At 60.4% G+C, this 26,948-nt stretch carries 25 protein-coding genes, 1 pseudogene and 1 riboswitch; of the genes and pseudogenes, 11 read left to right on the top strand and 15 right to left on the bottom strand.

From position 1 onward, the window contains the following. Positions 1-41 precede the first annotated feature (41 nt). The 6 genes from ACIGDJ_RS22675 to ACIGDJ_RS22650 form a co-directional block, all read right to left on the bottom strand. Entirely contained in the window at positions 42-686 is a 645-nt protein-coding gene (locus ACIGDJ_RS22675; protein WP_016773249.1) for an MBL fold metallo-hydrolase, read from the bottom strand. A 60-nt stretch (positions 687-746) separates the two neighbouring features. After that, positions 747-3,482, bottom strand: coding sequence for a LuxR C-terminal-related transcriptional regulator (locus ACIGDJ_RS22670; RefSeq protein WP_397479603.1), 2,736 nt, complete (start codon positions 3,480-3,482; stop codon positions 747-749). A gap of 305 nt (positions 3,483-3,787) precedes the next feature. After that, positions 3,788-5,152 (bottom strand): DUF1329 domain-containing protein, encoded by a 1,365-nt coding sequence (locus ACIGDJ_RS22665; protein ID WP_101161938.1) that lies wholly within the window; start codon positions 5,150-5,152, stop codon positions 3,788-3,790. 27 nt (positions 5,153-5,179) lie between these two features. Next, complete coding sequence (locus ACIGDJ_RS22660; RefSeq protein WP_397479602.1) at positions 5,180-7,069, bottom strand: DUF1302 domain-containing protein; 1,890 nt, start codon at positions 7,067-7,069, stop codon at positions 5,180-5,182. Positions 7,070-7,406: 337 nt separating this feature from the next. Further along, complete coding sequence (locus ACIGDJ_RS22655; RefSeq protein ID WP_101161935.1) at positions 7,407-9,089, bottom strand: fatty acid--CoA ligase; 1,683 nt, start codon at positions 9,087-9,089, stop codon at positions 7,407-7,409. 269 nt (positions 9,090-9,358) lie between these two features. Beyond that, the gene (locus ACIGDJ_RS22650; protein WP_101161934.1) at positions 9,359-9,988 is read right to left on the bottom strand and encodes a LysE family translocator; all 630 of its coding nucleotides are present in this window, start codon (positions 9,986-9,988) and stop codon (positions 9,359-9,361) included. Positions 9,989-10,223: 235 nt separating this feature from the next. Between ACIGDJ_RS22650 and ACIGDJ_RS22645 the strand changes: the two genes are divergently transcribed. The 3 genes from ACIGDJ_RS22645 to ACIGDJ_RS22635 all read left to right on the top strand — a co-directional run bounded on the left by ACIGDJ_RS22645 (position 10,224) and on the right by ACIGDJ_RS22635 (position 13,057). After that, positions 10,224-11,189, top strand: coding sequence for a 2-hydroxyacid dehydrogenase (locus ACIGDJ_RS22645; RefSeq protein WP_101161933.1), 966 nt, complete (start codon positions 10,224-10,226; stop codon positions 11,187-11,189). Positions 11,190-11,221: 32 nt separating this feature from the next. Continuing rightward, positions 11,222-12,220, top strand: a complete 999-nt coding sequence (locus tag ACIGDJ_RS22640; RefSeq protein WP_101161932.1) for a class I SAM-dependent methyltransferase — start codon at positions 11,222-11,224, stop codon at positions 12,218-12,220. 40 nt (positions 12,221-12,260) lie between these two features. Further along, a riboswitch (yybP-ykoY riboswitch) is annotated at positions 12,261-12,383 on the top strand. Positions 12,384-12,472: 89 nt separating this feature from the next. Further along, positions 12,473-13,057 carry a TMEM165/GDT1 family protein gene (locus ACIGDJ_RS22635; protein ID WP_397479601.1) on the top strand — a complete coding sequence of 195 codons (585 nt, stop codon included), beginning with the start codon at positions 12,473-12,475 and terminating at the stop codon, positions 13,055-13,057. A gap of 149 nt (positions 13,058-13,206) precedes the next feature. On the opposite strand, the gene ACIGDJ_RS22630 is transcribed toward ACIGDJ_RS22635, so the two are convergent. Continuing rightward, the gene (locus ACIGDJ_RS22630) at positions 13,207-14,025 is read right to left on the bottom strand and encodes a M48 family metallopeptidase (protein WP_039761327.1); all 819 of its coding nucleotides are present in this window, start codon (positions 14,023-14,025) and stop codon (positions 13,207-13,209) included. A 251-nt stretch (positions 14,026-14,276) separates the two neighbouring features. Between ACIGDJ_RS22630 and ACIGDJ_RS22625 the strand changes: the two are divergent. Both ACIGDJ_RS22625 and ACIGDJ_RS22620 read left to right on the top strand, forming a co-directional pair. Further along, positions 14,277-15,563: pseudogene (locus tag ACIGDJ_RS22625) on the top strand (HAMP domain-containing protein); the annotation flags it as partial. A 12-nt stretch (positions 15,564-15,575) separates the two neighbouring features. Next, entirely contained in the window at positions 15,576-16,418 is an 843-nt protein-coding gene (locus tag ACIGDJ_RS22620; RefSeq protein ID WP_371918396.1) for a methyl-accepting chemotaxis protein, read from the top strand. A gap of 98 nt (positions 16,419-16,516) precedes the next feature. On the opposite strand, the gene ACIGDJ_RS22615 is transcribed toward ACIGDJ_RS22620, so the two are convergent. From ACIGDJ_RS22615 to ACIGDJ_RS22605, 3 genes are read right to left on the bottom strand one after another with little or no spacing between them, the layout of a single operon-like run. Beyond that, positions 16,517-17,140: an SOS response-associated peptidase gene (locus ACIGDJ_RS22615; RefSeq protein WP_101161928.1), complete on the bottom strand. Its 624-nt coding sequence runs from the start codon at positions 17,138-17,140 to the stop codon at positions 16,517-16,519. A 35-nt stretch (positions 17,141-17,175) separates the two neighbouring features. After that, on the bottom strand, positions 17,176-17,436 hold the full coding sequence (locus tag ACIGDJ_RS22610; protein ID WP_101161927.1) for a putative signal transducing protein: 261 nt from the start codon (positions 17,434-17,436) through the stop codon (positions 17,176-17,178). A gap of 10 nt (positions 17,437-17,446) precedes the next feature. Continuing rightward, on the bottom strand, positions 17,447-17,629 hold the full coding sequence (locus ACIGDJ_RS22605; RefSeq protein WP_101161926.1) for a CPXCG motif-containing cysteine-rich protein: 183 nt from the start codon (positions 17,627-17,629) through the stop codon (positions 17,447-17,449). Between the two features lie 140 nt (positions 17,630-17,769). Between ACIGDJ_RS22605 and ACIGDJ_RS22600 the strand changes: the two genes are divergently transcribed. Then, on the top strand, positions 17,770-18,933 hold the full coding sequence (locus ACIGDJ_RS22600) for a 1-acyl-sn-glycerol-3-phosphate acyltransferase (RefSeq protein WP_174823868.1): 1,164 nt from the start codon (positions 17,770-17,772) through the stop codon (positions 18,931-18,933). Between the two features lie 60 nt (positions 18,934-18,993). On the opposite strand, the gene ACIGDJ_RS22595 is transcribed toward ACIGDJ_RS22600, so the two are convergent. Beyond that, the gene (locus ACIGDJ_RS22595; RefSeq protein WP_101161925.1) at positions 18,994-19,272 is read right to left on the bottom strand and encodes a hypothetical protein; all 279 of its coding nucleotides are present in this window, start codon (positions 19,270-19,272) and stop codon (positions 18,994-18,996) included. Between the two features lie 193 nt (positions 19,273-19,465). On the opposite strand from ACIGDJ_RS22595, the gene ACIGDJ_RS22590 reads away from it, so the two are divergent. Then, entirely contained in the window at positions 19,466-19,672 is a 207-nt protein-coding gene (locus tag ACIGDJ_RS22590) for a hypothetical protein (RefSeq protein ID WP_101161924.1), read from the top strand. 161 nt (positions 19,673-19,833) lie between these two features. On the opposite strand, the gene ACIGDJ_RS22585 is transcribed toward ACIGDJ_RS22590, so the two are convergent. Next, positions 19,834-20,418 (bottom strand): YajG family lipoprotein, encoded by a 585-nt coding sequence (locus ACIGDJ_RS22585; protein WP_042609724.1) that lies wholly within the window; start codon positions 20,416-20,418, stop codon positions 19,834-19,836. Between the two features lie 205 nt (positions 20,419-20,623). On the opposite strand from ACIGDJ_RS22585, the gene ACIGDJ_RS22580 reads away from it, so the two are divergent. Continuing rightward, entirely contained in the window at positions 20,624-20,857 is a 234-nt protein-coding gene (locus ACIGDJ_RS22580) for a hypothetical protein (protein ID WP_039761314.1), read from the top strand. A 703-nt stretch (positions 20,858-21,560) separates the two neighbouring features. Next, positions 21,561-23,069: a malate dehydrogenase (quinone) gene (gene mqo / locus ACIGDJ_RS22575; RefSeq protein WP_101161922.1), complete on the top strand. Its 1,509-nt coding sequence runs from the start codon at positions 21,561-21,563 to the stop codon at positions 23,067-23,069. Between the two features lie 148 nt (positions 23,070-23,217). Here mqo and ACIGDJ_RS22570 read toward each other — a convergent pair whose 3' ends face one another. The 3 genes from ACIGDJ_RS22570 to ACIGDJ_RS22560 form a co-directional block, all read right to left on the bottom strand. Further along, positions 23,218-23,505 (bottom strand): PA4642 family protein, encoded by a 288-nt coding sequence (locus tag ACIGDJ_RS22570; RefSeq protein WP_101161921.1) that lies wholly within the window; start codon positions 23,503-23,505, stop codon positions 23,218-23,220. Positions 23,506-23,568: 63 nt separating this feature from the next. Beyond that, positions 23,569-24,048: a hypothetical protein gene (locus ACIGDJ_RS22565; RefSeq protein ID WP_101161920.1), complete on the bottom strand. Its 480-nt coding sequence runs from the start codon at positions 24,046-24,048 to the stop codon at positions 23,569-23,571. Between the two features lie 178 nt (positions 24,049-24,226). Continuing rightward, complete coding sequence (locus tag ACIGDJ_RS22560) at positions 24,227-24,784, bottom strand: hypoxanthine-guanine phosphoribosyltransferase (protein WP_016773231.1); 558 nt, start codon at positions 24,782-24,784, stop codon at positions 24,227-24,229. A 163-nt stretch (positions 24,785-24,947) separates the two neighbouring features. Between ACIGDJ_RS22560 and upp the strand changes: the two genes are divergently transcribed. Together upp and ACIGDJ_RS22550 are read left to right on the top strand one after the other, a co-directional pair. Further along, entirely contained in the window at positions 24,948-25,586 is a 639-nt protein-coding gene (upp, locus tag ACIGDJ_RS22555; RefSeq protein ID WP_024014279.1) for a uracil phosphoribosyltransferase, read from the top strand. A gap of 2 nt (positions 25,587-25,588) precedes the next feature. Further along, positions 25,589-26,863, top strand: a complete 1,275-nt coding sequence (locus tag ACIGDJ_RS22550; RefSeq protein ID WP_101161919.1) for a uracil-xanthine permease family protein — start codon at positions 25,589-25,591, stop codon at positions 26,861-26,863. The last annotated feature ends 85 nt before the right edge of the window (positions 26,864-26,948 follow it).

Here is a 26,948-nt window from a genome sequence, read left to right as displayed (position 1 = left end):
ACAATGCCTAAAAATTCCGCCCGGCACTCGTGACAAAAAATTCAGGCACGCACAAACGGGTTCTCACGCATCTCATCACCCAGACGCGTATCCGGACCGTGCCCGGTAACCACCGTCGCGTCCTCGTCCAGCGTATACAGCCGCTGCTTGATCGAACGCACGATGGTCGCCTGATCGCCACCCCACAAATCCGTGCGCCCTACCCCGCGACGAAACAGCGTGTCGCCGGCTATCAACAGCTTAGCCTCGGAAAACCAAAAGCTCATGGAACCGGGTGTATGTCCCGGCGTGTGCAGGGCCACGCCACAACCGCAGGCGAGTTCTTCGTCATCGCTCAACCAGCGATCCGGCGACGGCACCGGGGTGTAGGGCACGCCGAACATCTGGCATTGCATTTCCAGATTGTCCCAGAGGAACTGGTCGTCCTTGTGCAGATGCAGGGTCGCACCGGTTTTCTCCTTCATCTGCCCGGAAGCGAGAAAGTGATCGAGATGCGCGTGGGTATGGATGATGCTGACGACTTTCAGGCCATGGGCGTCGAGGCGCGCCATGATCAGATCAGGGTTACCGCCCGGATCGACGACGATGGCTTTTTTTGTGATGGGGTCGCCGATGATCGTGCAGTTGCACTGGAGCGGGCCGACGGGGAAGGTTTCGCGGATAAGCGCAGGGCTGGGCGTGGTCATGGAAAAATCCTGGGCAGGTTAAACACCGTTGGCAACGGCCGATGGCAAATTTTACCGTTGCTAAAGCAATAACCCCAACGCCTTCGCCCGCGCCACCGCCTGCGTACGCCGCTCGACCCCGAGCTTGCTGTTGATGTGGCTGGCGTGGGTTTTCACGGTGTGCAGGGAAATGAACAACTGCTCGCTGATTTCCTGATTCGAACAGCCCTGAGCAATCAGGCGCAGTACCGCCAACTCACGGCTGCTGAGTTGTTCGGTCGCTGAGCTTTCCCCGCTCGGGCGCGGAGCGACCGTTGGAAAATGCGTGAGCAATTGCTGGCTGACCGCGTTGCAAGTGAGCGCCTGCAATTGCCCTCGCAACCAGTCGGCATGGCTTCTGAGCAGTGCATCAAAAGGTTGATAGACACCGCCTGCAGCGGCTTCCAGCGCCAAATTCAAGGTTTTGCGCGCCTCGGGCTCTCGTCCGCTCGACAGCAATAGCGCCACCTTCTGCGTCAACGCCATCACACTGAGCAACTGGCGCCCGGTCAGCTGGCCGTTTTCATGCAACACGTTCAAGCGCCCTTCGGCGAGCATCGGCTGCCCCTGAATCACATCGAGTAGCGCCTGTTGCAGCTCCACGTGCAGTGGCAGCTGTGGATGAAACTCTGGCGGTGCGGCAGCGTGTTCGCCGGTATAGGTCTGACCCAGTCGCGCGAGCCACGCTTCGGCGAGATCGATGCGGCCCTGGGCCAGCCATAGCTCGCATTTGACCAGGGTGATCATCGCCAGATAGTAGATCGGCGGCACGTCCCAGATGTGCATCAGGCGTTCGGCTTCGGCAAGCTCGGCAAAGGCCTTGGCGAACTCGCCACTGGCGCCATCCAGGCGGGCGATCACGCAGTGACCGATCAGCACGCTGATGTCACGACAGGCCCGCGCTTCGCCAATACCCGCCAGCAGACGCACGCGTGCAGCCTGAGGCTGCAGACGCATTGCCAGCAGAAAACCCTCGTACAGCGTCAACCGCGCGCGCACGGCGTAGAGTCGTTGCGGCGACAATCCACGCAAGCGCTCCAGGCCCTGATGCACCTCATCAAGCGCTCGCAATATTTCGCCACGCGACTGCAACACCCGGGCACGGTCGTAATGCGCCAGCGCTTCGAACAAGGGATTGCCCACCCGTTGCGCCAGCTCAAGGGATTCACGGTTAAAGCCACGGGCGCGCCATAAATCACCGTCGGCGATCGCCAGATTGGACAGCGTCGACAAGCACATCAGGCGCTGGCCATAGCGCTTGGCCGGCAGGCTCTCCAACGCTTCGCTGCAATAGCGCAGCGTCAATTCGCGATGGCCGCGCCCGCGGGCAATGATCCCGCTCAGCGCCAGCCATTGCGCCAGCATCGATTTCTGCGCGGTAGCAGAAGGCGCCGGCAGGAAGCGGCTCAAATGGCTGGCCAGCTCTTCGGCGGCATCGAGCTGACAGGCCAGGCCCAGTGCCCAGCTGTAGAGTACGATCAGCCGTGGCGTACTGATCAGCAGGCTGTCGGGCAAGTCCATTTTCCAGCGCAACAGCATGCCGACGTTCTGCTCGGCAAGCAGTTGTTCCTCGGACAGGTTCTGTACCAGGTTCGCCGCGACATCCAGATGCCCGGCGCGCAAGGCCTGCTCCACCGCTTCGTCGAGCAAGCCCTGGGCATTGAACCAGCGGCAGGCGCGCAAATGCAGGGAGGCGGTCGGCACCATCGCCTGCGCGATCGGCCGACTGCGCAACAAGTCAGAAAACAGATGGTGATAACGATACCAGTGGCCGTGCTCGTCCAGCGGCACCAGGAAAACCTGATGGGCAAGCAGAAAGCGCAGGATCTCGGCGCTGTCGTGGGCTTCGCGGACGGCGTCGCACAGTTCGCTGCAAAAGCGTTCCTGCGGGGCGGTTTCGTAGAGAAACGATTGCACTTCGGCGGGCAGGCAATCGATGACCTCTTCGAGCAGATAGTCGCGAATCAGGCCTTCGCCGCCATTCAGCGCTTGCGGCAGCGCGGCATCGTTGCCCGCTTCGGACGCCGCCAGCAGCCAGAAGCGCAGGCCGGCGACCCAGCCTTCGCTGCGCTGGATCAGGTTTTCCAGCGCTTCGCCGCGCAGTGAGCTGCTGTGGCGATCAAGCAAGGTCAGTGCTTCGTCGTGGGTCAGGCGCAAATCCTGTTCGTGCAACTCAAGCAACTGCCGCGACAGGCGCAAACGCGCCAGATGCCAGTCCGGGCGCTGGCGGCTGGTGACCATCACCAGCAGGCCATCGGGAAGATGATTGAGAAAAAATTGCAGGCAACGATCCAGCACTGGCCCCTGGGCAAGGTGGTAGTCGTCGAGCACCAGCAGCAACGGCGCAGCAGGATCGAGATGCAGCGCCAGCTCATCGAGCAGTCCGTCGAGCCACTCTTCGAAGGCAAACGGCTGATGGCGCTGACGCATTTTTAACAGCCCGAGAGCGCCCGCGCCCAACGCGGGAAAATAGTCTTGCAGACCTTCAAGCAAGCGTTCAAGAAACCGCCCCGGATCGCTGTCTCGCGGACTCAGACCCAGCCAGAGACTTTGCCAATGCGCCGGCAGACTCTGACAGAACTCCACTGCCAGCGAACTCTTGCCGAACCCGGCCGGGGCGCTGACCAACAGCAACCGCCCACCGAGCCCGGCCTGCAGGCGCTGGCAAAGGCGCGGTCGCAGAACATAGCCGTCAGGCAGCGGCGGGCGGAAAAAACGCCCGTCCAGTGCGGCGACGGTAATGCTTGCGGGACCCGGAAGTGGGGACAGATCAGTCATGGCCGGCTCTTGTTCGAAGGCGATTGGCGGCGTTGCAGATGTCCGCAGCCTAGCCTTAATCGAACCGGTTATGAAGGTTGCTGCTACAAATGGCTACAAAAAGGCTACATCCACCCGCCTTCCCTGTAGGAGCTGCCGAAGGCTGCGATCTTTTGATCTCGCTTTTGCTGTTGCAAAGGCAAAGTCAAAAGATCGCAGCCTTCGGCAGCTCCTACATGAGCGGTGCGGCGCAAGCCGCACGCAAAAAAACGCCCCGAACCGGTCGGGGCGTTTTCACGAGGATGCTGCCTCGGGTTTACGCAGGTTTAGCGAACACCGTCCTGACGCAGAGCCGCCGGGGTGAAGTCGCTGGTGGTGGCGGTGAAGCCGAAGTCATACGCCTGCTTCTCTTCGTTCTTCATGCCCAGTGCCAGGTAACGGCCGGACTGCAGGTCGTAGAGGGTTTCGAGGGCGTACCACGGCACTTGCTTGTCGTAGTAGTTCTCGGCATGCGCCTCGGCTACGCGCCACAGTTGGCCACGACCGTCGTAGTGGTCGATCACCGCTGCTTGCCAGGTGTCCTCGTCGATGTAGAAGTCACGCTTGGCGTAGATATGGCGCTGACCTTCCTTCAGGGTCGCGACGACATGCCAGACGCGGCGCAGCTCGTAACGTGCCAGGTCCTGGTTGATGTGACCGGCCTTGATGATGTCCGAGTACTTGAGCTTCGGATCGTCGAGCTTGTAGCTGTCGGAAGCGATGTACATCTCTTTCTTGCCTTCGAGCTTCCAGTCGTAACGATCCGGAGCACCGTTGTACATGTCGAGGTTGTCAGAGGTACGCAGGCCGTCGGCGGCAGTACCCGGGCCGTCATATGACACTTGCGGTGCACGACGCACGCGGCGCTGACCGGCGTTGTAGACCCATGCCGAACGCGGCTCTTTCACCTGATCGAGAGTTTCGTGCACCAACAGAACGCCACCGGCCAGACGCGCCGGCGCGGTCACTTTCTGCTTGAAGTAGAACAGGATGTTGCCCGGGTTCGCCGGATCGTAGTCCTTCATCTTGTCGCGGAACACGAACTGATCCTGGAAGTAGACCAGGCTGTACGAGCCGTTCGGTTGCGGCGTGGCCTGGGTCACCAGACGGGTCACGCTGCCGCCACGATAGCGGGTGATGTGGTTCCAGATCACTTCCACACCGGTTTTCGGAATCGGGAACGGCACGGCGGTATCGAAGTTTTCCAGACCGTTGCCGCCCGACACCAGGTTGGTGCTGGTGGCGTTCTTCTTGATGGCCGCGAACACGTTATCCGGCACGGTGGCGCCGCGATGGGACGGATAGACCGGCATCTTGAAGGTTTCCGGGTAGCGCTTGAACATCGCGTACTGGCCCGGGGCAAGCTTGTCCTTGTACTTGTCGACATCCTTGGCTGTGATGGTGAACAGCGGCTGCTCACTGGCGTAAGGGTTGGACAGGAAGCCCTTGCTGTCGACGCTGCCGGCATTTTTCGGCAGCGGTTTCCAGGCCGGGATCGAACCATCGGCATTACCCGCCATTTCCGCGCCCATCGGCGTCAGGCTCTTGCCCAGTTTATCCGCTTCGGCAGCAGGCACCGCCGCCATGACGCTGGTCGCAAGCAGCGACAGACCCAGAACACCGGCGTGGAACAGACTCTTTGTTATTTTCATAAATTCGTTCGTCCTGAAATGCAGTGCTTAGAAGTTCACGCCGAAGCTGAGCGCCACGAAGTCGCGGTCATCCACGGTGGTGTACCTGCCATCGAAGAAATTGGTGTAAGCCAGGCTCGCGGTGTAGGTGTTCTGGTATTCGGCATCGACGCCCAGGCTGACCGCCTTGCGACCTTCTTCGAAGTTGCCGCCAGGGCCTGGCGAGTAACCGCTGACGTCGTGGGACCAGGCCACGTTCGGCTTGAGGTTCACACCGGCAAACACGTCGTTGTATTCCCAGATGGCACGACCACGGTAGCCCCACGACATCGAGGTGGTGAAACCGTCGTTGTCGCAATTGCGGCTGCGATTGTTTTGCGGCGAACCAGGGCCTGCGCCGTTGATGGTGCTGGCGTTAAGGATGTTGGCGCAGGTATCGACTGTGCCAGTGGCCGGCAACTCACCCGGACCGTAGACCGGATCGCGGCCATAACGCTTGTCGGAACGGCTTTCCAGGCCACCGACGTAGGTCGCGCCGACTTCACCGACGAGGGTCAGACGGCTGGCGCCCATAACCTGATCGAAGAAGTGCGTGAAGGTCGTTTGCAGTTGGGTGATTTCCTTGCGCTCGTAGCCATGCAGATCCTGACCCGGCACGCCGGTCAGCAGCGAAGCGTTGGTCAGTGCACCGCCCAGTGGACGTACGCCGGCAAACAGGATGTCGGTGGAGTTCAATTGCACCGGCGCGTTCGGACGGTAGCTGATCTCACCGCTCCACGCCGTACCGGTAGGCAGGGTGGTGGAGAAGCTCAGACCGTAGAGACGAATGTCTTCAGGATATTCGATGAAGTAATTGGAGTTGCCCGCCACCAGCAGCGGCGCGAGCGCGGCGAACGGCCCCGGCAACGCGGCGGCACTGTTGTAGACCGACTGCGGTGCGCCGGTGGCGCTGAAGATCGGCGCACGGCTGTGGTAGTTCATGAAGTAGGCGCCGAACTCGGTGTCGAGTGGCTCGAACATGTATTTGAGGGAGGCGCCCCACTGACCGCTGTCACGTGCGTCGCGGTCCGGCCCTCGGCGCACCAGGACACCTTCCTGGTTCACATCGACGCCGGCATTGGCCAATGGCCCCAGAGCAATGGCCGGAATCTGCGAACGTTTGTTCAGCACGCGCAGATTGTTGTCGCAACCGTCGGCAACGATGTCCGGCTGGGAGAAGAAGGTGCCGCAGTTGTCGACGACGGTCTGATCCCATTCCAGTTGATAGAACGCTTCGGCCGAGAGGTTATCGGTGAGGCTCTGCGACACGTAGAACATGTTGACCGGAATCAGGCCTTCCTTGATCTCGGCGCCTGGGCGACGGAACGCGGAGACGTCGATCGGGTTGATCGAGTTGATGCCGCCGCCGATGAAGGTACTTTCACCCCAGCTCACGACCTGTTTGCCCAGACGCACGGAGCCCGGCTGATCGGCAATCGCATAGTTGTGGTAGACGAAGGCGTCGAGGATCTGCCCGCCGGAGGACTTGGCGCCCTCTTTGCGGTTGCTGTCGCTGATGTCCTTGAACTGGCGGCTCTCGTCCTTCAGTTCGAAGTCGTACCAGTACTTGCCACGGACGAACACGCCGGTGTCGCCGTATTTCAATTCAAGGTCATGGATGCCCTTGAAGATTTTCGAAAAGGTTTCGCCACTCTTGAAGTTGGCGTGACCGTCATCGGAGGTCTGCGACAGGCCATGGCCGCCGTTGTTGACGCCGATGAGGTTCTTGTTCGGGCTCTGAGTAGACCAACTGGCACCGATCGACAGGGACGAGTCGAACTGGCCTTCGATTTCACCGACGTTGAAACTGACGCCGAATGCAGGTCCGGCGAGCGAGGAGGCAAGGCTGACCGCCAGAGGCAGTTTCGCCCGGCGCCAGAACTGGTTTACTGAGGTCATCGACGCTACTCCATGTGCATTATTGTTATGGCAGTGAGTACTTTTAAAAACGCTGTGGAGGACCGGGCGCCAGGGCTGCCCGAAATCGCTCCAGAGTTGCTCGCCCCGTTCAGTGCGTGTGCTCCGTTTTCAAAAAGTCCTTGAGCGGACTATAGCCAGCGGGTGGTAGTGCTTGATCCCTCTAAAGTGTGATTTGCAGCCGTCAACCACTCTGGAACAGTCCTTTCGCCAGTCCGACACAAGTCGGCACGGCAAGGATGGCTGATTTTTTCGATTTCACAAGCCAAGCGCTTGCTTGGTGGGTCTGGCACGCCGGTTTCGGCGCGCCAGCAGACACTCAAAGTGTCGAAAGGAAGGTGCTGTTGTTGGCTTGCCATTCGGTGATGTCGAGGCGGATGCGCTTCTTGTCGAGCTTGCCGACACTGGTCTTGGGAATTTCGGTAACAAGGGCGATCTGGCTGGGAATCGCCCACTTGCTCAGGTGCCCCAGCTCGACGAATGGCTTGAGGTGTTCCTTCAGTTCCCGTGCGCCAATTACATGCCCTTCGCGGACCACCAGCAAGGCAAACGGGCGCTCGCCCCACTGCGGATCGGCGATGCCCACCACTGCTACTTCGCGTACCGCCGCGTGGCGGCTGATGAGGTCTTCGAGGTCTAGGGAGGAGATCCACTCGCCGCCGGTCTTGATCACGTCCTTGATGCGATCACGAATATCGATCACGCCCATGCTGTCGAGCGTGGCGACGTCGCCGGTGTGCAGCCAGCCACCGGCCCAGAGCTCGGCCCCCTTCTGCGGTTCATTGAAATAACCTTCGGTCAGCCACGGCGCGCGCAGCACCAGCTCGCCCTGGGTTTCGCCGTCGGCCGGCAGGAAGTTGCCCTCGCCGTCGACAATCGCCGCTTCGACCAACGGCCCCGGCACGCCGGCCTTGATCCGGTAAGTGGTGCGCTCGTCCTCGCTGCCAGCCATCAGCTCGTCATTAAGGTGCGCGCAGGACACCAGCGGACCGGTTTCCGACATGCCGTACGCGGCCGTCAGTTGAATGCCGCGCGACTTGGCGTTTTCGTAGAGGCTGCGGTTGAGCGCGCTGCCGCCAATGACGATTTTCCACCCGGCAAAATCGGTTTCCTGGGCGGCTTTGGCGTTGAGCAGCATCTGCAGGATGGTCGGCACGCAGTGAGAGAAGGTGACCTTCTCCTTGCGCCACAACTCCACCAGATACTCCGGATCGTAACGCCCCGGATAGACCTGTTTGAGCCCGAGCATGGTCGCGACGTACGGCAAACCCCAGGCGTGAACGTGGAACATCGGCGTGATCGGCATGTAGACGTCGCTGGTGCCGAGCAAGCGCACGCTGTCGATCGAACCCATGATCGTCGCCACGCCAATGGTGTGCAGCACCAGTTGCCGATGGGTGAAATACACGCCTTTCGGGTTGCCGGTGGTACCGGTGGTGTAGAACGTGGTGGCGACCGAGTTTTCGTCGAAATCCTGGAAATCGTATTGCGCGCTCGCAGCGGCCAGCAGTTGCTCGTATTCGCCGACGAGGTTCGGCAGCTCGGCGGTTTTCTCCGCAAGATCGGTCAGCAGTAACGTTTTCTCGACCGTGGTCAGCTGCGGCGCGATGCTCTGATACAGCCCGACGAACTCGCTGTTGACCAGCACGAAGCGGTCCTCGGCGTGGTTCATGGTGTAAAGAATCTGCTCTGGCGACAGGCGTACGTTGATGGTGTGAATCACCGCGCCGATCATCGGAATGGCAAACATGCATTCCAGGTAACGGTGGCTGTCCCAGTCCATCACCGCCACGGTGTCACCTGCCTTGACCCCGGCCGCCGTCAGCACGTTGGCCAACCGCGCAACGCGTTCGATCAAGGTCGGATAGCTGTAGCGCAGCTGGTCGCGGTAGATGATTTCGCGGGTTTTCTCGTAACGGGCGCCAGACATCAGCAGCCGTTTGATCAGCAATGGATACTGGTAGGCCCCATCGGCCGGCGGAATGACCCGAGTCTGCAACATAAGAATCCCTTTTCTGACTGCACGGTGTTGGCGGAAAGATTCGTACTCTAGTGCGCCTGCATGACAGTCAAATCAGCCAAAGGAATGATTTGCAGAGCCGTACAAATGCTAGCTTTGCGCCAGCATCCCAGGTATCAAGAAAATGGAATATGGCACCTGTAGGAGCTGCCGAAGGCTGCGATCTTTTGATTCATTGATGAAAAGAGAAGATCAAAAGATCGCAGCCTCGTTGCACTCGTCAGCTCCTACAAGAAAGAAATGCCTAGCGGTCAGTGCATTTCGGTGAACGCGATTTTCACGCCGAGAGCAATCAACACCGCGCCCATGGTGCGGTCGAACCAGTGGCCCATGCGGGCAAAACCGGCGCGCACGCGCTGTTGGCTGAACAGCATCGCCACCAGGCAAAACCAGAACGCCGTCGCCACCGCCAGGTACACCCCGTAACCGGCCTGCACAGCCAGCGGCGTGTGCGGATTGATCACCACGGTGAACAGCGAGAGAAAAAACAGCGTGGCTTTCGGGTTCAGGCCGTTGGTGACGAAGCCCGAGGTGAACGCACCGCGCGCGGTGCGCACGCCGGCTTCCTTGTGCAGATCATCGGTGACGGTTTTCGCCGGCTGCGCGCGCAACGCCTTGAAGCCGATGTACAGCAAATAAGCCGCTGCTGCCCACTTCAGCGCATTGAACAGCACAATCGATTGCGACACGATCAGACCGATGCCGAGCAGCGAATAACCGACATGCAGGAAAATCGCCGTGCCCACGCCCATGGCCGTCCAGGTGCCGGCGCGGCGCCCATGGGTCACGCTTTCGCGCACGACCACCGCAAAGTCCGGGCCGGGGCTGGCGACGGCCAGCAAATGGATCAATGCCACGGTCAAGAATTCGGTCCAGTACATTGGGGGCTCCTCTTAAATTAAACGGTCACATTGTTGCCAGCCGGTAAATGCAATTTCTGTGGGAGCGGGCTTGCTCGCGAATGCGATGTCACCTTCAACCCTTGCGCTGACTGACCCACCGCTTTCGCGAGCAAGCCCGCTCTCACTTGAAAACTTCGGCATCAAGTAACCAATTGTTTCATCTGTTAGGCTCGGCAGAGTACGCCCTCCGCTCACAGCACAAAAGGTACAGTTGATGACGAACACGCGCCGCGCGGTATTCCTTGATCACCCTTCACTGGATCTCGGCGATCTGGATCTCGGTCCGTTGCGTGAATGCTTCAGCGACTTGCAACTGTTCGCCCAGACCTTGCCGGAGCAGGTCCGTGAACGCGTGCAAGGCGCCAGTGTGGCGATCACCAACAAGGTGGTGATCGACGCGGCCGCCATGGCCGCCAACCCGCAGCTGAAACTGATCCTGATCAGCGCCACCGGCACCAACAACGTCGACCTCACTGCCGCCCGCGCCCACGGCATCACCGTGTGCAATTGCCAGGCTTACGGCACGCCGTCGGTGGCGCAACACACAATCATGTTGTTGCTCAACCTCGCCACCCGCCTCGCCGACTATCAGAAAGCTGTGGGCGCGGGCCGCTGGCAACAGGCGAAACAGTTCTGCCTGCTCGACTACCCGATCGTTGAGCTGCAAGGCAAAACCCTCGGCCTGCTCGGCCATGGCGAACTCGGTGGCGCCGTGGCGCGGCTGGCCGAAGCGTTCGGCATGCGCGTGCTGCTCGGGCAGATTCCCGGGCGCCCTGCCCGCCCGGATCGCTTGCCACTGAATGAACTGCTGCCACAGATCGACGCGCTCACCCTGCACTGCCCGCTCAACGAGCACACCCGCCATTTCATCGGTGCGCGCGAGCTGGCCTCGCTGAAACCTGGCGCGTTCGTGGTCAACACTGCTCGGGGCGGGCTGATCGATGAGCAGGCGCTGGCCGACGCGCTGCGCAACGGGCACCTCGGCGGCGCGGCGACGGATGTGCTGAGCGTCGAGCCGCCCACAATGGGCAATCCTCTTCTGGCCGGCGACATTGCGCGCCTGATCGTCACCCCGCATAACGCCTGGGGCAGCCGCGAAGCCCGCCAGCGCATCGTCGGCCAACTGAGCGAAAACGCCCGGGCGTTCTTCAGCGGTGAGGCGCTGCGGGTCGTCAGTTGATAAACTGCGGCACTTTTTTTCAAGGAGCAGTTATGGATCCGCGCAGTGAAGTACTGCTTCGTCAGGCCGAGTTATTCCAGGGTTCGCTGCTGTTGGCCGGCCTGCCCGCCGATGACTTGCTCGGGCGCTTGCCCAACGCGTTCGGCTGGTGCTGGCACGCTGGCGATCAAGCCGCGCTGGACGCGCGTTTCGAGGGCCGCAGCCAGTTCGGTGTGAATGTTCCGGAGCGCGAATTCGACAGCGCTGTGGTGTTCCTGCCCAAATCCAAGGACCTGACCGATTACATCCTCAACGCAGTGGCATCGCGTCTGGCCGGGCGTGAAGTGTTTCTGGTCGGGGAAAAACGCAGCGGCATCGAGGGCGCGTCCAAGCAACTCAACCCATTCGGCAAGCCGCGCAAACTCGACAGCGCTCGCCACTGCCAGCTCTGGCAAGTCACCGTGGCCAACGCGCCTGAAGCAAAATCACTGGAAAGCCTCGCACAGACTTACCAATTGCCGCTGGCCGAAGGCCCGTTGAAAGTCATCAGCCTGCCGGGCGTGTTCAGCCACGGTCGACTGGATCGCGGCAGCGCCCTGCTGTTGGAGCATCTGGACAAACTGCCGAGCGGCCATCTGCTCGACTTCGGTTGCGGCGCCGGTGTGCTCGGGGCGGCTGTGAAGCGCCGCTATCCGCACAATCAGGTGACCTTGCTCGATGTCGACGCATTCGCTGCCGCCAGCAGCCGTCTGACGCTGGCGGCCAACGGCCTGGAAGCGGAAGTGCTGACCGGTGATGGCATCGATGCCGCGCCGATGGGTTTGAGCGCAATTCTGAGCAATCCGCCGTTCCACGTCGGCGTGCACACCGATTATTTCGCCACCGAGAATCTGTTGCGAAAAGCGGCGAAACATCTGAAAAACGGCGGCGAACTTCGTCTTGTGGCCAACAGCTTCCTCAAGTATCAGCCGCTGATCGAGGAGCACCTGGGCGTGTGTGCGATCAAGGCTGAAGGCAATGGTTTCCGGATCTACCGGGCCAAGCGCGGTTGAAAATTTGTTCTTGCCCAATCGGATTTGCCTAGGCAGAATCCGCTCCGTCCTAGGGGAGTAGTCTCCCACGAGCGCCAAGCTCGTCCGGCATACGTCAACATACTTGATCCTCAGATCATGGCGTATGCGACCCAAGCGTCCGCACCAGACGGATCGCAGGGTTTGACAAGACCTATGACACGCACACCTTACCCGGGGCGGGAAGGCTGTACGTGTCATAGCCGTGTCGACCCGCCCCTTAGGAAATCCCTGATGCTGGACTCGTTACTCGTTCCCACCGCTATCGTTGCCTTGGCCGAAATCGGCGACAAGACGCAACTGCTCGCGCTGATTCTCGCCGCTCGCTTTCGCAAACCCTGGCCGATCATTGCCGGGATTGTCGCCGCGACGCTGGCCAACCACGCAGCAGCCGGTGCGGTAGGTGCCTGGTTCGGCAGTTTCTTCTCCGACGCCGTCCTGCACTGGATCCTCGCCACCAGCTTCGCCGCCACGGCGCTGTGGACCCTGGTTCCAGACAAAATGGATGACGACGAAGCCAGCACCGCGCGCAAATTCGGGCCGTTCCTGACCACGCTGATCGCGTTCTTTCTCGCGGAAATCGGCGACAAGACGCAGATCGCCACGGTGATGCTCGCCGCGCAATATCCGGAACTGTGGCTGGTGATTATCGGCACCACCGTGGGCATGCTGATTGCCAACGTGCCGGTTGTGCTGGCGGGTAACTTTGCCGCAGACAAACTGCCGCTGACCCTGATCCGCCGCCTCGCGGCTTCGGCGTTCATGATTCTGGCGATTGTCGCGGTTTATAAAGCGATGCAGAGCAGCGGCTGGGTTTGACAACGCACGTCGATAAACCGTGTGGCCGTTCTTCGGGAGCACCCCCCCTCCCCCATTAGATGGCAGTGAACACAGATTATGTGTTCAAGCAGATCCAGTGTGGGAGCGGGCTTGCTCGCGAAGAGGCCATCAGCCTTGCTGAAAGATAATCAGGATTTCGGGGCTTTTTCGTACAACGGCATCACCTTCGGAATCGCTGCCTGCAACGCAGCAATGCGGCTGCTCGACGCCGGGTGAGTGCTCATGAATTCCGGTGGCGCGCCCTCGGAAGCCTTGCTCATCTTGTCCCACAGGGTGATCGCCGCGTTCGGGTTGTAGCCAGCGCGGGCGGCCAGTTCCAGGCCGATCAGGTCGGCTTCGTTTTCGTTGGCGCGGCTGTTGGGCAAGGTCATACCGTAGTTGGCCACGGTGTCGGCCAGCGCGAGACTGTCCTGCCCCAGACCGAACAAGGCGCCGGCGCCCTGCTTGGCCATTTCCATGCCATAGGCCTTCGACATCGCCTCACGACCGTGCTCGCGCAGGGCGTGGGCGATTTCATGACCCATGACTGCAGCAATTTCATCGTCGGTGAGTTTCAGACTGTCGATCAGCCCGGTGTAGAAAATGATCTTGCCGCCAGGGCCGCAGTTGGCGTTGAGTTCATCGCTCTTGATCAGATTGACTTCCCATTGCCACTGCGCCGCGTCCGGGCGGAAGGTCGGCGCCTGGGCGATCAAGCGATTGGCGATGGTCTGCACGCGTTTGGCTTCCGGGCTGGTCTTGTCCAGCACACCTTTGCTCGATGCTTCGCCGACGGTCTTCTGATACGACTGCGCGTACATCTGGTCGACCTCTTGCGAGGACAGCATGCTGAACATGTACTGTTTGCGCTCCACGCCCACGGCGCCGCCGCTGGTGGTGTTGACCGACTGACAACCGGCCAGCAACAGCGCTGCGCTCAGTGCACTTGTAACCAATGTCTTGTTCATTCAAACGCTCCCTGAAAACCTGAGGCGTATCCTAGGCGGCTAATTGTATTGGCGCCAGATACAACGGACGCATTGCGCGTACATTCAGCTATGGCCGCAAGACTCGCTGGAAATTCCTCAACGCGCATTGAATCCGCCGCGCACCGATCCATCAGCGACATCGCGCGGCGATTCCGACCAACGTCTCTCATGGCCACGCTCACCCCGCCGATAAATCCCTCGCAGATTGTCCTCTTGCGTGCGGAGCTCCCATGAAGTTCAAGTCGATCCAGTTTTCCGTCGCCGCCCTGGCCGGCGCCATCGTTCTCAGCGTGGTTGCGGCGCTGGTGCTGTACGCGTTGTTCTCCGGCAGCCGCACTCAAGAAATGGTGCAACAGCGCACCCAGGCGCAGTTCGAGCAAGTCATTGAACAGCGCCTGACTTCGCTGGCGCAGACCCAGGTCAGCCAGATCCAGCGCGAGCTCGAAGCGCCGCTGCTGATCGCCGGCGGCCTGGTGCGCGTCAACGCTCTGCTCGGTACAACCGGCGCCGATGGCCAGCCGCGCCTGAGCGTCAGCCGCGAGCAGCTGATCAGCCTGATCAAGGAAAACGTCGAGAAGAACCCGAAAATTCTCGGCACCTACATCGGCTGGGAAAAAAACGCACTGGACCACAACGACGCGGCCTACGTTGGCAGCTCTGTGGTCGGCATCGATCCCGCCAACGGCCGCTTTCTACCGTGGTGGTTTCGCAATACCGACGGCAGCCTGGGCGTGGACAAACTGGCCGATGTCGACGACCAGAAAACCCTCTCTACCGGGGTGCGCGCCAGCGAGTACTACCTGTGCTCGAAAGAAACCAAGAAACCCTGCGTGATCGACCCGGCACCGTACAAAGTCGGCGACAAGATCGTCATGCTCGCCTCGTTCATTGAACCGATCATGGTCAACGGCGCGTTCCAGGGCATTGTCGGCGCCGACCTTTCGGTGAACTTCATTCAGGACATGCTCCTCGCCGCCAACCAGAAGCTTTACAGCGGCGCCGGTGAAATGGCTCTGGTCGGCGGCAACGGGCGAATCGTTGCCTACACCAGGGACTCGAGCAAATTCGGTGAAAAAGTCAGCGACATCCTCGATGCCGAACAGGCCAGCAACCTCGCCAATCTCAAGCGCGATGAGGTCACCTACTCGGTCAATCAGGCCAAGGGCCGTATCGAGTTGTACCTGCCGTTCGGCATCGGCCAGACCGACGCGCGCTGGACGCTGATGCTGCAATTGCCGCTCAACGCCGTCATGGCCGATCTGCAAAACCTGCAGGCCGACCTCGATGCGCAGCGTAAATCCGACACCTTCGGCATGGCGATGGTCGGCCTGATCATCGCCGGTCTCGGCCTGCTGGTGATCTGGCTGGTCGGACATGGCATCGCGCGGCCACTCAAGCAAATGGTCGCCATGCTCGATGACATCGCTCAGGGCGAAGGTGACCTGACCCGTCGCTTGAGCAGTGACCGCAGCGATGAACTGGGCTCGATTGCCAAAGGCTTCAACACCTTCCTCGCCAAGTTGCAGGCCATGATCACCCAGGTGGTGACCTCGGTGCAGAGCGTCAGCGATTCCTCGGAACACACTGCAGACATTGCCATCCGCACCAACATCGGCGTGCAGAAACAAATGGCCGAAATCGATCAAGTCGCGACCGCCGTGCAGGAGATGACCGCCACCGCCCAGGACGTTGCGCGCAACGCCACCCAGGCCGCACAAGCCGCCAGCCACGCCGATCAGGCCGCCAGCCAGGGCATGCAGATCGTGCGCGACACGTCGAATTCGATTGGCGTGCTGGCAGTGGAAATCGGCAAGGCTGTCGACGTGGTGCAGACGCTGGCCAAGGACAGCGAAAACATCAACGCCATCCTCACTGCCATTCGCGGCATCGCCGAACAGACCAACCTGCTCGCGCTCAACGCGGCGATCGAAGCAGCACGGGCCGGCGAGCAGGGTCGCGGGTTTGCCGTGGTCGCTGACGAAGTGCGCAATCTGGCGCAGAAAACCCAGAAAGCCACTGAAGAAATCCAGACGATGATCCAACAGTTGCAACAGGGCACCCGCGACGTGGTTCGGGTAATGGAAGATAGTCAGAACCGCACCGACGAAAGCGTGCAACACGCGGCGAAAGCGGCCGAGGCGCTGGAGACGATCACGCAGGCGGTATCAGTGATCAACGACATGAACACGCAGATTGCCAGTGCGGCGGAAGAGCAGAGCGCAGTGGCCGATGACATCAACCGCAACGTGATCAATATCGGTCAGGTGGCCAATGAAGTGGCAGGCGGTGCGGATGAGTCGAGTTCGGCGAGCGCCGGTTTGACCAAACTGGCCGAGCAGCAGCGGCGCTTGATCAATCAGTTCAAGGTCTAGGGGCAAGATCAAAAGATCGCAGCCTCGGCAGCTCCTGCATCGGGATGTGCGTTTTCCTGTAGGAGCTGCCGAAGGCTGCGATCTTTTCGCTTTTTACATCACGCCGGGGTGAGACACTCCGGCCCATTCAGCTTCGGATCATTCACCAGATTCGCCAGCACCCGCTCGCGCAGCGCCGCCGGTTCACTGGCGAGCAATCCCTGCAACACATGCAGCGGCGTTTCGGGATCGAGCCAGGCAGCCTGCCCCGCTTCATCGAGAATCAACGGCCGCCGCTGACTCGCCGCCGACTGAGTGATCACCGCCGCGCTCAGCCAGACCTGCTCCTGCACCGGATACGCTTCCCAGATCGCCGCGAAAAACAGCGAAGAGCCCTCCCCCGGCGTCAGCCAATAGGGGCGTTTGCGCTGGGTGCCACGCCATTCGTAAAAACCGTTGGCCGGCAGCAGGCAGCGGCGCAGACGCAAGGCCTCACGAAACATTGGCTGTTCAGCCACGGTTTCGGCGCGGGCATGAGCCGGGGTCTTCGACAGATCGGTCAGCCACGGCGGCGTCAGCCCCCAGCGCGCACGCGCCAACGTGCGCCCGCCGGCTTCGTCGGCACGCAGCATCAACACCGAATCATTGGGGGAAATGTTCCACTGCGCCTGCTGATCGGCGGGAAAACCTGGCAGGGCCGCGAAGTCGCGGTTCCAGCGAAACAGGGCATAACGTCCACACATGGGGCAACACGACTCTTGATAAAACCAACGTCAGCCTAACAGACCAGCGTCCCGGGGAAGCTTTCCGGTTCGTCGCCGGGCAGCGGCAGCGCGGCATTGTACGCGGTGATCAGCTCGCGGGCGTATTCGGCCTGATCGTTCTCAACCGACAGCCAGAGCAGTCCGAAGATCGGCAATTCACCCGCACCGCCCACCAGATCACGGCCGATCAGGTGCGCCTCGATCCCTTCATTGGCGAGCATGCCCTTGAGCATTTCGCCTTCCATCAGGTTCGCCGGTTCGTAGATGCGCTGCATACGCGGCCCCTCATTCGTTTTCGCTGAAGACTTCCAGATGCCACTCGTCTTCATGTACCTGCAGGACAAAGGTGATCGGACGACAGCACACCTGGCAGTCTTCGATGTACGTTTGGTCGCCGCCGGACAGATCCAGCGTGGTCTCGACTTCTTCACCGCAATAAGGACATTCATACACTGCATTTTCCAGCATCGCGGTCTCCCCAGTGACTTGTGCGTATAATCGCCGGTCTATTTGCAGGGCTATTTTTGTCTGGCTACTTTCAGACCGCGCCCCGCGGGTTTTCGATCAAACCCTTTACTTACCCTAGCCGTTTCCAACAAGAGAGCATGATGGGCGAATTCGATGCCATCCGACCTTACGACGACAGCGAAGTACCTGCGGTACTGGCAAGGCTGCTCGGCGACAAGGCGTTTCTAGATATCCTCACCCACTTCCGCTTCCCGCGTTTTGCCGGTGCCTTCGGCTGGATGCTCAAACCTCTTATAGCCCATCGGCTGCGTCGTGAGTTTGCCGACGTGAATTCCGTGGCTACCTTACAGGACAAAGTCGAGTTCTACGTCGACCACACCATCGAACGCGCCACCGACGGTGTGACGTATACCGGTGTCGAGCAATTCAAGTCCGGCAGCGCCTACCTGTTCATCGCCAACCACCGCGATATCGTGATGGACCCGGCCTTCGTCAACTACGCCGTGTACCACGCTGGCCTGCCGACGCCGCGCATCGCGATTGGCGACAATCTGCTGCAAAAGCCGTTTGTCAGCGACCTGATGCGCTTGAACAAGAGCTTCATCGTGCATCGCTCGATCACCGGCCGTCGCGAGAAAATGGCGGCGTATCAACTGTTGTCGGCGTACATCAACCACTCGATCCGCAACGATTGCGCCTCGATCTGGATCGCGCAGGCTGAAGGTCGGGCGAAGGATGGCGACGACCGCACCGAGTCGGCGATCCTCAAGATGTTCCACATGAGCCGCAAGGACGAGCCGTTCGGCGAAGTGATCCGCTCGCTCAACGTCACCCCGGTGTCGATCAGTTATGAGTACGACCCGTGCGACCAGGCCAAGGCCCGCGAACTGTACATCCGCGCTACCACCGGCACCTACGCCAAGGCGCCGGGCGAGGATGACGTGAGCATTGCCAAGGGCATCACCGGCTACAAGGGCCGGGTGCACGTAAACTTTGCCGCGCCGATTACCGAGGTGTTCGAAGACACCAAGCAACTGGCGATCGAGATGGACAAGCAGATTCTCGGCGGCTACCGGTTGTTCCCGGTGCATTACCTGGCGTACGCGCAGTGGGCCGATGCCGATCCGCAATTGAATGTGCCGAAGGCAGCTGAGGTGTTCCCGGCTGACGAACTGGCCAAGGCGCAGGATGAGTGGCAGAGCCGACTGGATGCCTGCCCCGCCGAGCATCGTCCGTATCTGGTGCTGCAATATGCGACGCCGGTGCGCAATCAGTATCGGGTCAAGGCTGGGTTGCCGTTGTAAGCGGTTTCCGGCAAACGCAAAAACGGCGCCAACGGGCGCCGTTTTTTATGCGTAAGCGGGTCAGAAGCGTGTGCTGATCCAGGAGACCAGCAGAGCCAGGCCTAAACAGGCAAAACCAAAACGATAGAAAAACCGGTTCATGCGCAACGTCGCCCAATCAAGGATCGGCTCGGCATTCGGCTGCGCCTGGCGCTGGGCAGCGAGACTGGCCTGCGCGCGTTGCTCGCGGCGGCGGGTTGCGTGCAGCAGCCAACTGCCTGGAAAGGCCAGAAGCAAGGCCAGCAGGTTGATCAACTTGGCGGGATGGGCGGTAAACAGCGTCATCAAGTGCAGCGACATCACAGACCTCGAACTAAACCGGTATGGCAGACGCCAGATCGACGACCGCGGCGCGGATTCTACCCAAACCCTAGCGCCCTGCCCCAGCCTTTGCGACAAATAACCCGACAATCGACCGATGGCTGCCCTGTGTCATGGCATCGTCACGTGGATGCTTCACCCTGCGCGCCTCGAAACCCGAATGGAATGCGACATGCTGCACGCGGAAAACCAGGATCGCCTTTATCTCATTACTCCTTACGACGACCAGCAAAGCCTGGTCGGCGGCCTTGCCTTCAACGTGCAGGATCGGCACTGGCTGGTGTACTGCGCACTGGGCGGGCATCAGCATGCGGACCTGCCCGAGACCGATTTGCTGACCGGAGTGAGCGTGCTCGATTTTTATTCGCAGGCTGCCTGAATGAAACTCCCCGTGTAGGAGCTGCCGAAGGCTGCGATCTTTTGATGTTGGTTTTAAGATCAAAAGATCGCAGCCTTCGGCAGCTCCTACAGGGAATCGATCTGCATGAAAAAGCCCGGGGCCATTACTGGCCCCGGGCTTTTTTGCCTCTGCCGAAAAGCTTACTCAGCAAGAACCTGACCCACCGTCGGGTCCTTGAACAGACGCGTCAACGCATCGCTCAACACGTCGCTGACCAGTTTGGTATTGGTCTCCTGATTAGGCGCCATGCCGAAGCGCTGGTCCAGCGAAGCACCGTAGCGCCCGCTGTAGCGGCGGTTGGCGTTCTGCACGTCGGAGCGGAAGGTTGCGCCGATGGTGGCTTCGGTCACGTACATGCCCTCTTTCGGCGACTGGTACTTCAGCTCGGCCAGGGTCACGGTCAGCTGCGGCGCGTTGGGTGCGCTGGTGGTCGGGGTGAAGCCGAGCAGACGCACGGCGGCTTCGGCCTGGGCCTGCAGCTTGGGCAGGATCTGCTCGCGCTGCACAGTGATGGCGCTGGTTTCCGGATACAGACCGCCACGGGTGCCCAGGGTTGGCGACGGACGACCGTCGACCACACGCACCACCACAGGTTGGCCACGACCTACCGCTGGCAGTTGCGTGGTCAGCTTCGGCTCCGGATTCAGTTGTTGCGGGCTGTGGGCGCAGCCGGCCAGGGTCAAACCGGCGACAGTGATCAAACCGAACAACAGGCGTTGCAACATGCTCTTCTCTCCAGAATCAGGCACAAACAGGCCGGCAGTATAGCGGTGGGCCACGGCGCGTAACCAGCGCCGCACAGTGAATACTGAAATGTCAGACAAACCCCGCCCAAAGCGGTTCCTGTCACACATTCTTCATCGTCCATACACCGCCGCGTCACGCCTCGCCGGCATTCTTCACAGCAGTCCTCCTTCAAGGAACTCTGCCATGCGTTATCTGATCTCGCTGTTCGCCCCACGCCCGCTGCACCGCAGCTTTGCCCTGCTCGACCGCAACGGTCATTGCCAGGCCTTCAAGCAGTGCAGCCTGCAACCGATGGGTGACGGCTGGGTGGAAATCGAGGAAATTCGCCTGACCTGGTTGAACCAGCCGCTGCCCGCCAGCGCCCGCGTCGTACCGCGACAAATGCGCGCACGGGGCCAGGTGCAGTTGAGCATCTGACCGGATGCCTAATAAAAGTCATTAAACACGAGCAACTGCGCGCATTTCTTCGCTACAATCTCCCCCCGATTATAAGGACGTCTCCTGATCGGGCCCCGCAACAGCGTCAATGCGCACGCATTGACATCAAAATCGCCCACAGAGAGCCGCCCACACAGATCGAGTGAAGTTGGCGCGCTTGCCTGTTCTTCCGGCAAAAACCCGCTTTTCGCGAATCTGCAGAGCTGTCATTCGCTCGGCCACCGCGTTGTTTTGCCCTAGCGGGCAGGTGCCAGGCCAAGGCAGCCCTTTTTGAGGTTCACGTCTTCAAAAGAGCGTGAAAAAAACGGGTTTTCACAACTTCACAAGAGTGTGGCGAGCAAATGAATAGTTTTGCGTCTGAACATGCACCATTGGCGTCTGAAACAGCCCAACGACACAGGACCGGGTATACCTCGAATACCGGAGCCTGAAGCCTGTCCGCTACGGATTTGGTTGCACGAAAACGGATGTCTCGGCCATAAGTCGAATTGCCAGCCCTGTGTGAAAATGCGTTCATTGAACGCTTGAAACCAGGCCGCACGCATCCGTCGAAGTTGCGAAAAATTGCGAAGATTCGGACATGGCCAACCTGACCACGGATAGCCCGGGCCCACTGACCTGCCCTGGAACGCCTGGCAGCCATGCCGACAATTTGGTGCTGCAGATTTGGGAGACGCGTTAAATGGCGCATAACGAAGCAGTCGACGTAGTTCTGGTAGGGGCCGGCATCATGAGTGCCACCCTGGCCGTACTGCTCAAAGAGCTCGACCCCGCGATCAAGCTGGAAGTCGTCGAGCTGATGGATTCCGGTGCTGCCGAGAGTTCCAACCCATGGAACAACGCCGGTACCGGCCATGCCGGTCTGTGCGAGCTGAACTACACGCCGCAGGCCGCCGACGGCAGCGTCGACATCAAGAAAGCCGTGCACATCAACACTCAGTTCGAGGTGTCGAAGCAGTTCTGGTCGTACCTGACCAAGAAAGGCACGTTCGGCTCGTGCAAATCATTCATCAGCCCGGTGCCGCACCTGAGTTTCGTTCAGGGCGACAGCGGTGTGTCATTCCTCAAGGAACGCTTCAATGTCCTGAGCAGACACCACGCGTTTGCCGACATGGAATACACCGAAGACAAAGGCAAGATGGCCGAGTGGATGCCGCTGATGATGCCGGGCCGTTCGCCCGACGAAGTCCTCGCCGCCACCCGCGTGATGAACGGCACCGACGTCAACTTCGGCGCCCTGACCAATCAGTTGCTCAAGCACCTGACCAGCGCTCCGGATACCCAAGTCAAATACTGCAAGCGCGTGACGGGCCTCAAGCGTAACGGCGCCGGCTGGACCGTCAGCATCAAGGACGTCAACAACGGCAACACACGCGAAGTCGACGCCAAATTCGTCTTCCTCGGCGCCGGTGGCGCGGCGCTGCCGTTGCTGCAGGCTTCAGGCATCGAAGAAAGCAAAGGCTTCGGCGGCTTCCCGATCAGTGGCCAGTGGCTGCGTTGCGATAACCCGGAAGTGGTCAAACAGCACCAGGCCAAGGTCTACAGCCAGGCCGCCGTAGGTTCGCCACCCATGTCGGTGCCGCACCTTGACACCCGCGTGGTCGATGGCAAGAAATCCCTGCTGTTCGGGCCATACGCCGGTTTCACCACCAAGTTCCTCAAGCACGGCTCCTTCATGGACCTGCCGATGTCGGTGCGTGCCGGCAACATCGGGCCGATGCTGGCGGTGGCGAAAAACAACATGGACCTGACCAAGTACCTGGTCAGCGAAGTGATGCAATCGATGGAGCAGCGCCTGGATTCCCTGCGCCGTTTCTACCCGCAGGCAAAAGCCGAAGACTGGCGCCTGGAAGTGGCCGGCCAACGGGTGCAGATCATCAAGAAGGACCCGAAAAAGGGCGGAATTCTGCAGTTCGGTACCGAACTGGTCGCCGCCAAAGACGGCTCTCTCGCCGCCCTGCTCGGCGCATCGCCTGGCGCGTCGGTGACCGTTTCGATCATGCTCGAGCTGATCGAGAAGTGCTTCCCGGGCAAGGCGTCCGGCGAATGGGCGGCCAAACTGGCGGAAATCTTCCCGGCCCGGGAAAAGGTTCTGGAAACCGATGCTGCGCTGTATCGCAAGATCAACACGCAGAACAACATCGCCCTGGAGCTGGTTGAGGAAAGCAGCGAGACGCCAAGCTTCGCTTGATCTCGCTGCATAAAAAACGCCCCGTTCGGGGCGTTTTTTTTGCCTGTGAGAAGCAAAAGATCGCAGCGTTCCGCAGCTCCTACAGGGTGTACATCGATCCCGTGTAGGAGCTGCGGAACGCTGCGATCTTTTGATCTTGCTTTTGATCCTAGCCGCGAGCCTTGTCGATCAGCTCGATGTAGTCGGCGGCATTACGCTGATCCTTGATCAGCTCGACGAAGGTCTTGCCCTGCTCGTCCTTGCCATCGACGTCAAAACCGGCCGCGACGAAGAACCCCAGAAAACGTTCGAAGTCGTCGATGCGCAAACCGCGATAGGCCTTGATCAGTTTGTGCAGCGACGGCGAAGTGGCGTCGACCGGCTCAAAATCGAGGAACAGCTTGATCTGCTCATCGCCGATCTCGTCACCAATCACTTGTTTCTTATCTTTACGCATTGCCGACTCCAGCTTGCAGACATGACACGGGGCGGGCAGTTTACCCCTGCCCGGTCGCCCGGCTCAACGCGGACGAATCGCCCCGGTGTGCAAATCGGCCCAGATGTGGCCGTTGGCGTAACTGAGGAACTGCACATACACCGTGTCGTTGCGCAGCAGATCCATCACCACGCGGTATTGCGCCAGCGGGTAGAACAGCGTCAGGGTTTTGCTCTTGTCGTCGTAGGCCGGCTTTTTCAGGCTTTTGCTTTCGCCGTCGAAACTCACCAATACCTGATTGATGGTTGCGCCTTTGTTCAGCGACTTGCCCTTGAGGCGGATCAACAAGGATGACGTGACCGGAATCGGCTGCTGATTGGATTGGCGTTGCGCACCCACCACCACCGAGTACTCGCTGACTTGCATCAGTTGTTGCTGCTCGGGCTCGGCATCGCGCACGGTCAGATCATCGGGCGGCAGGAATTGACTGTGCATCGGCGCGGCGGACAGCGGCAGGCTGAGGGACAGCAACAGGGCGGCGAGGCTACGGGACAAGAGGCGCATGACGGACTCCGGGGCGGGGCCGAGCACTCTAGCATGGGTGTCGCGGAAGGATCAGCACACACAAAAACAACTGTGGGAGCGGGCTTGCTCGCGAAGGCGGCCTGACATTCAAAATGGATGTCGACTGATACCCCGCTTTCGCGAGCAAGCCCGCTCCCACATTGGATCGGGGCTTGGATTACATGCCTTTAACGGCGTAAATCCCGTTGGCATTGCGCCAGTAGCCTTTGTAGTCCATGCCATAACCGAAGATGTAGCGGTCGATGCACGGCAGGCCGACGAAATCGGCTTTCAGGTCAGGACGTGCCTTGCGGTCGTGGTCCTTGTCGATCAGCACGGCGGTGTGCACTTTGCGTGCGCCGGCGTGTTTGCAGAAGTCGATGATCGCGCCCAAGGTATGACCTTCATCGAGGATGTCGTCGATGATCAGCACGTCGCGGTCGATGAACGAGACTTCCGGCTTGGCTTTCCAGAACAAGTCGCCGCCGCTGGTTTCGTTGCGATAACGGGTCGCGTGCAGGTAGGACGCTTCCAGCGGGAATTGCAGATGCGTCAGCAGTTTGCCGGAGAAGATCAGGCCGCCGTTCATCACGCAGAACACCACCGGATTGCTATCAGCCAGTTGTTCGTTGATTTGTGCACCGACGCGGGCGATGGCCGCCTCGACTTCAGATTCGGTGTACAGGCAGTCAGCCTCTCGCATGATTTGACGGATATGCTCGAGATCAGCGGACATGGCGCTCTCCAGGGGGGCTTCGGATTCGGAAAAGCGGGCAAAGGTACGCATCCGCAACGGCTGAATCAAGCCTTTATGGACTAACGTACTGTATGTCCTATAGGACATCACCCTCGGATAGATTAATCTAGGCCGGTTTTTTTGCCCGCCGCCGGAGTTTTCCATGCCCATTCTCGAGATCCGCCATCCGCTGATCCGCCATAAACTCGGCCTGATGCGCCGCGCTGACATCAGCACCAAGAATTTCCGCGAGCTCGCTCAGGAAGTCGGCGCCCTGTTGACCTATGAAGCTACAAAAGATTTGCCGCTCGAATCCTACGACATTGCCGGCTGGTGCGGCACTGTGTCGGTGGAGAAGATCGCCGGCAAGAAAATCACCGTTGTACCGATCCTGCGTGCCGGCATCGGCATGCTCGAAGGCGTGCTCAGCCTGATTCCGGGTGCCAAGGTTTCTGCTGTGGGCGTTGCCCGCAACGAAGAAACCCTGCAAGCGCACACCTACCTTGAAAAACTGGTACCGGAAATCGACGAACGCCTGGCGATGATCATCGACCCGATGCTCGCCACCGGCAGCTCCATGGTTGCGACCATCGACCTGCTGAAAAAGGCCGGTTGCCGCGACATCCGCGCCATGGTCCTGGTGGCCGCGCCGGAAGGCATTGCTGCCGTAGAACAGGCGCACCCGGATGTGACCATCTATACCGCGTCCATCGATGAACGTCTGAACGAGCACGGCTACATCATCCCTGGGCTTGGCGACGCCGGTGACAAGATCTTCGGCACCAAGCAGAAGGACGCGTAACCATGCAGCAAGAGTTCAACGATCCGCTCTGGCGCACGGTGCTGTCCGGCGCGCAGATGCTGTTCGTGGCTTTCGGCGCGTTGGTGCTGATGCCACTGATCACGGGCCTGGACCCGAACGTGGCACTGTTCACCGCGGGTCTGGGGACGATCCTGTTCCAGATCGTCACCGGGCGGCAGGTGCCGGTCTTCCTGGCGTCGAGCTTCGCCTTCATCACACCGATCATTCTCGCCAAAGGCCAATTCGGCCTTGCCGCGACCATGGGCGGGGTGATGGCGGCCGGTTTCGTCTACACCTTCCTCGGCCTTGCCGTGAAGATCAAAGGCACCGGTTTCATTGACCGATTACTGCCTCCGGTGGTGATCGGTCCGGTGATCATTTCCATCGGCCTGGCCATGGCGCCGATTGCCGCCAACATGGCAATGGGCAAAGCCGGGGACGGCACCGAGCTGATTCATTATCAGACGGCGATGATGATTTCGATGCCGGCGCTGCTGACCACGCTGATCGTGGCGGTGTTCGGCAAAGGCATCTTCCGTCTGGTGCCGATCATCTCCGGCGTGCTGGTCGGTTTTGGTATGGCGTTCTATTTCGGCGTTGTTGATACCGCGAAGATTGCTGCAGCGCCATGGTTTGCGATCCCGCATTTCACTGCGCCGGAGTTCAACTGGCAGGCGATTCTGTTCATCGTTCCGGTGGCGCTGGCTCCGGCCATCGAGCATATCGGTGGTGTGATTGCTGTGGGTAGCGTGACCGGTCGCGATTATCTGAAGAAGCCGGGCCTGCATCGCACCCTGCTCGGTGACGGCATCGCCACCACCGCCGCTGGCCTGTTCGGAGGTCCGCCCAATACCACCTACGCCGAAGTGACCGGCGCGGTGATGCTGACCAAGAACTACAACCCGAAAATCATGACCTGGGCGGCGATCTTTGCCATCAGTCTGGCGTTCATCGGCAAGTTCGGCGCCCTGCTGCAGAGCATTCCGGTGCCGGTGATGGGCGGGATTCTGTGCCTGTTGTTCGGTTCGATTGCGGCGGTGGGCATGAACACCCTGATCCGCCACAAGATCGACCTGGGCGAAGCGCGCAATCTGGTGATTGTTTCGGTGACGCTGGTGTTCGGTATCGGCGGCGTGCTGGTCGGCACCGGCACCGGCCCGGACGACTTCGGCCTCAAAGGCATCGCGCTGTGCGCGGTGGTGGCGATTGCGCTGAACCTGATCCTGCCGGGCAATGATGGCTGGAAGCAGAAGAAGGCGGATGAGCCGCTGATCTAACCCTTGCAGATCTTCAGCGCCTGACAGTCAGCCTTCGCGAGCAAGCCCGCTCCCACATTTAATCGCATTTGAATGTGGGAGCGGG

Source organism: Pseudomonas sp. NPDC079367 (genome assembly GCF_044542195.1).
Classification (GTDB): domain Bacteria; phylum Pseudomonadota; class Gammaproteobacteria; order Pseudomonadales; family Pseudomonadaceae; genus Aquipseudomonas.
Note: the sequence above shows the minus strand (reverse complement) of the source record. Positions and strands in the feature narration are given on the sequence as shown.

Coding starts and splice junctions, on each gene's coding strand:
- ACIGDJ_RS22675 (WP_016773249.1), bottom strand. CDS start 686: ATGACCACGCCCAGCCCTGCGCTTATCCGCGAAACCTTCCCCGTCGGC.
- ACIGDJ_RS22670 (WP_397479603.1), bottom strand. CDS start 3,482: ATGACTGATCTGTCCCCACTTCCGGGTCCCGCAAGCATTACCGTCGCC.
- ACIGDJ_RS22665 (WP_101161938.1), bottom strand. CDS start 5,152: ATGAAAATAACAAAGAGTCTGTTCCACGCCGGTGTTCTGGGTCTGTCG.
- ACIGDJ_RS22660 (WP_397479602.1), bottom strand. CDS start 7,069: ATGACCTCAGTAAACCAGTTCTGGCGCCGGGCGAAACTGCCTCTGGCG.
- ACIGDJ_RS22655 (WP_101161935.1), bottom strand. CDS start 9,089: ATGTTGCAGACTCGGGTCATTCCGCCGGCCGATGGGGCCTACCAGTAT.
- ACIGDJ_RS22650 (WP_101161934.1), bottom strand. CDS start 9,988: ATGTACTGGACCGAATTCTTGACCGTGGCATTGATCCATTTGCTGGCC.
- ACIGDJ_RS22645 (WP_101161933.1), top strand. CDS start 10,224: ATGACGAACACGCGCCGCGCGGTATTCCTTGATCACCCTTCACTGGAT.
- ACIGDJ_RS22640 (WP_101161932.1), top strand. CDS start 11,222: ATGGATCCGCGCAGTGAAGTACTGCTTCGTCAGGCCGAGTTATTCCAG.
- ACIGDJ_RS22635 (WP_397479601.1), top strand. CDS start 12,473: ATGCTGGACTCGTTACTCGTTCCCACCGCTATCGTTGCCTTGGCCGAA.
- ACIGDJ_RS22630 (WP_039761327.1), bottom strand. CDS start 14,025: ATGAACAAGACATTGGTTACAAGTGCACTGAGCGCAGCGCTGTTGCTG.
- ACIGDJ_RS22620 (WP_371918396.1), top strand. CDS start 15,576: ATGATCACCCAGGTGGTGACCTCGGTGCAGAGCGTCAGCGATTCCTCG.
- ACIGDJ_RS22615 (WP_101161928.1), bottom strand. CDS start 17,140: ATGTGTGGACGTTATGCCCTGTTTCGCTGGAACCGCGACTTCGCGGCC.
- ACIGDJ_RS22610 (WP_101161927.1), bottom strand. CDS start 17,436: ATGCAGCGCATCTACGAACCGGCGAACCTGATGGAAGGCGAAATGCTC.
- ACIGDJ_RS22605 (WP_101161926.1), bottom strand. CDS start 17,629: ATGCTGGAAAATGCAGTGTATGAATGTCCTTATTGCGGTGAAGAAGTC.
- ACIGDJ_RS22600 (WP_174823868.1), top strand. CDS start 17,770: ATGGGCGAATTCGATGCCATCCGACCTTACGACGACAGCGAAGTACCT.
- ACIGDJ_RS22595 (WP_101161925.1), bottom strand. CDS start 19,272: ATGTCGCTGCACTTGATGACGCTGTTTACCGCCCATCCCGCCAAGTTG.
- ACIGDJ_RS22590 (WP_101161924.1), top strand. CDS start 19,466: ATGCTGCACGCGGAAAACCAGGATCGCCTTTATCTCATTACTCCTTAC.
- ACIGDJ_RS22585 (WP_042609724.1), bottom strand. CDS start 20,418: ATGTTGCAACGCCTGTTGTTCGGTTTGATCACTGTCGCCGGTTTGACC.
- ACIGDJ_RS22580 (WP_039761314.1), top strand. CDS start 20,624: ATGCGTTATCTGATCTCGCTGTTCGCCCCACGCCCGCTGCACCGCAGC.
- mqo (WP_101161922.1), top strand. CDS start 21,561: ATGGCGCATAACGAAGCAGTCGACGTAGTTCTGGTAGGGGCCGGCATC.
- ACIGDJ_RS22570 (WP_101161921.1), bottom strand. CDS start 23,505: ATGCGTAAAGATAAGAAACAAGTGATTGGTGACGAGATCGGCGATGAG.
- ACIGDJ_RS22565 (WP_101161920.1), bottom strand. CDS start 24,048: ATGCGCCTCTTGTCCCGTAGCCTCGCCGCCCTGTTGCTGTCCCTCAGC.
- ACIGDJ_RS22560 (WP_016773231.1), bottom strand. CDS start 24,784: ATGTCCGCTGATCTCGAGCATATCCGTCAAATCATGCGAGAGGCTGAC.
- upp (WP_024014279.1), top strand. CDS start 24,948: ATGCCCATTCTCGAGATCCGCCATCCGCTGATCCGCCATAAACTCGGC.
- ACIGDJ_RS22550 (WP_101161919.1), top strand. CDS start 25,589: ATGCAGCAAGAGTTCAACGATCCGCTCTGGCGCACGGTGCTGTCCGGC.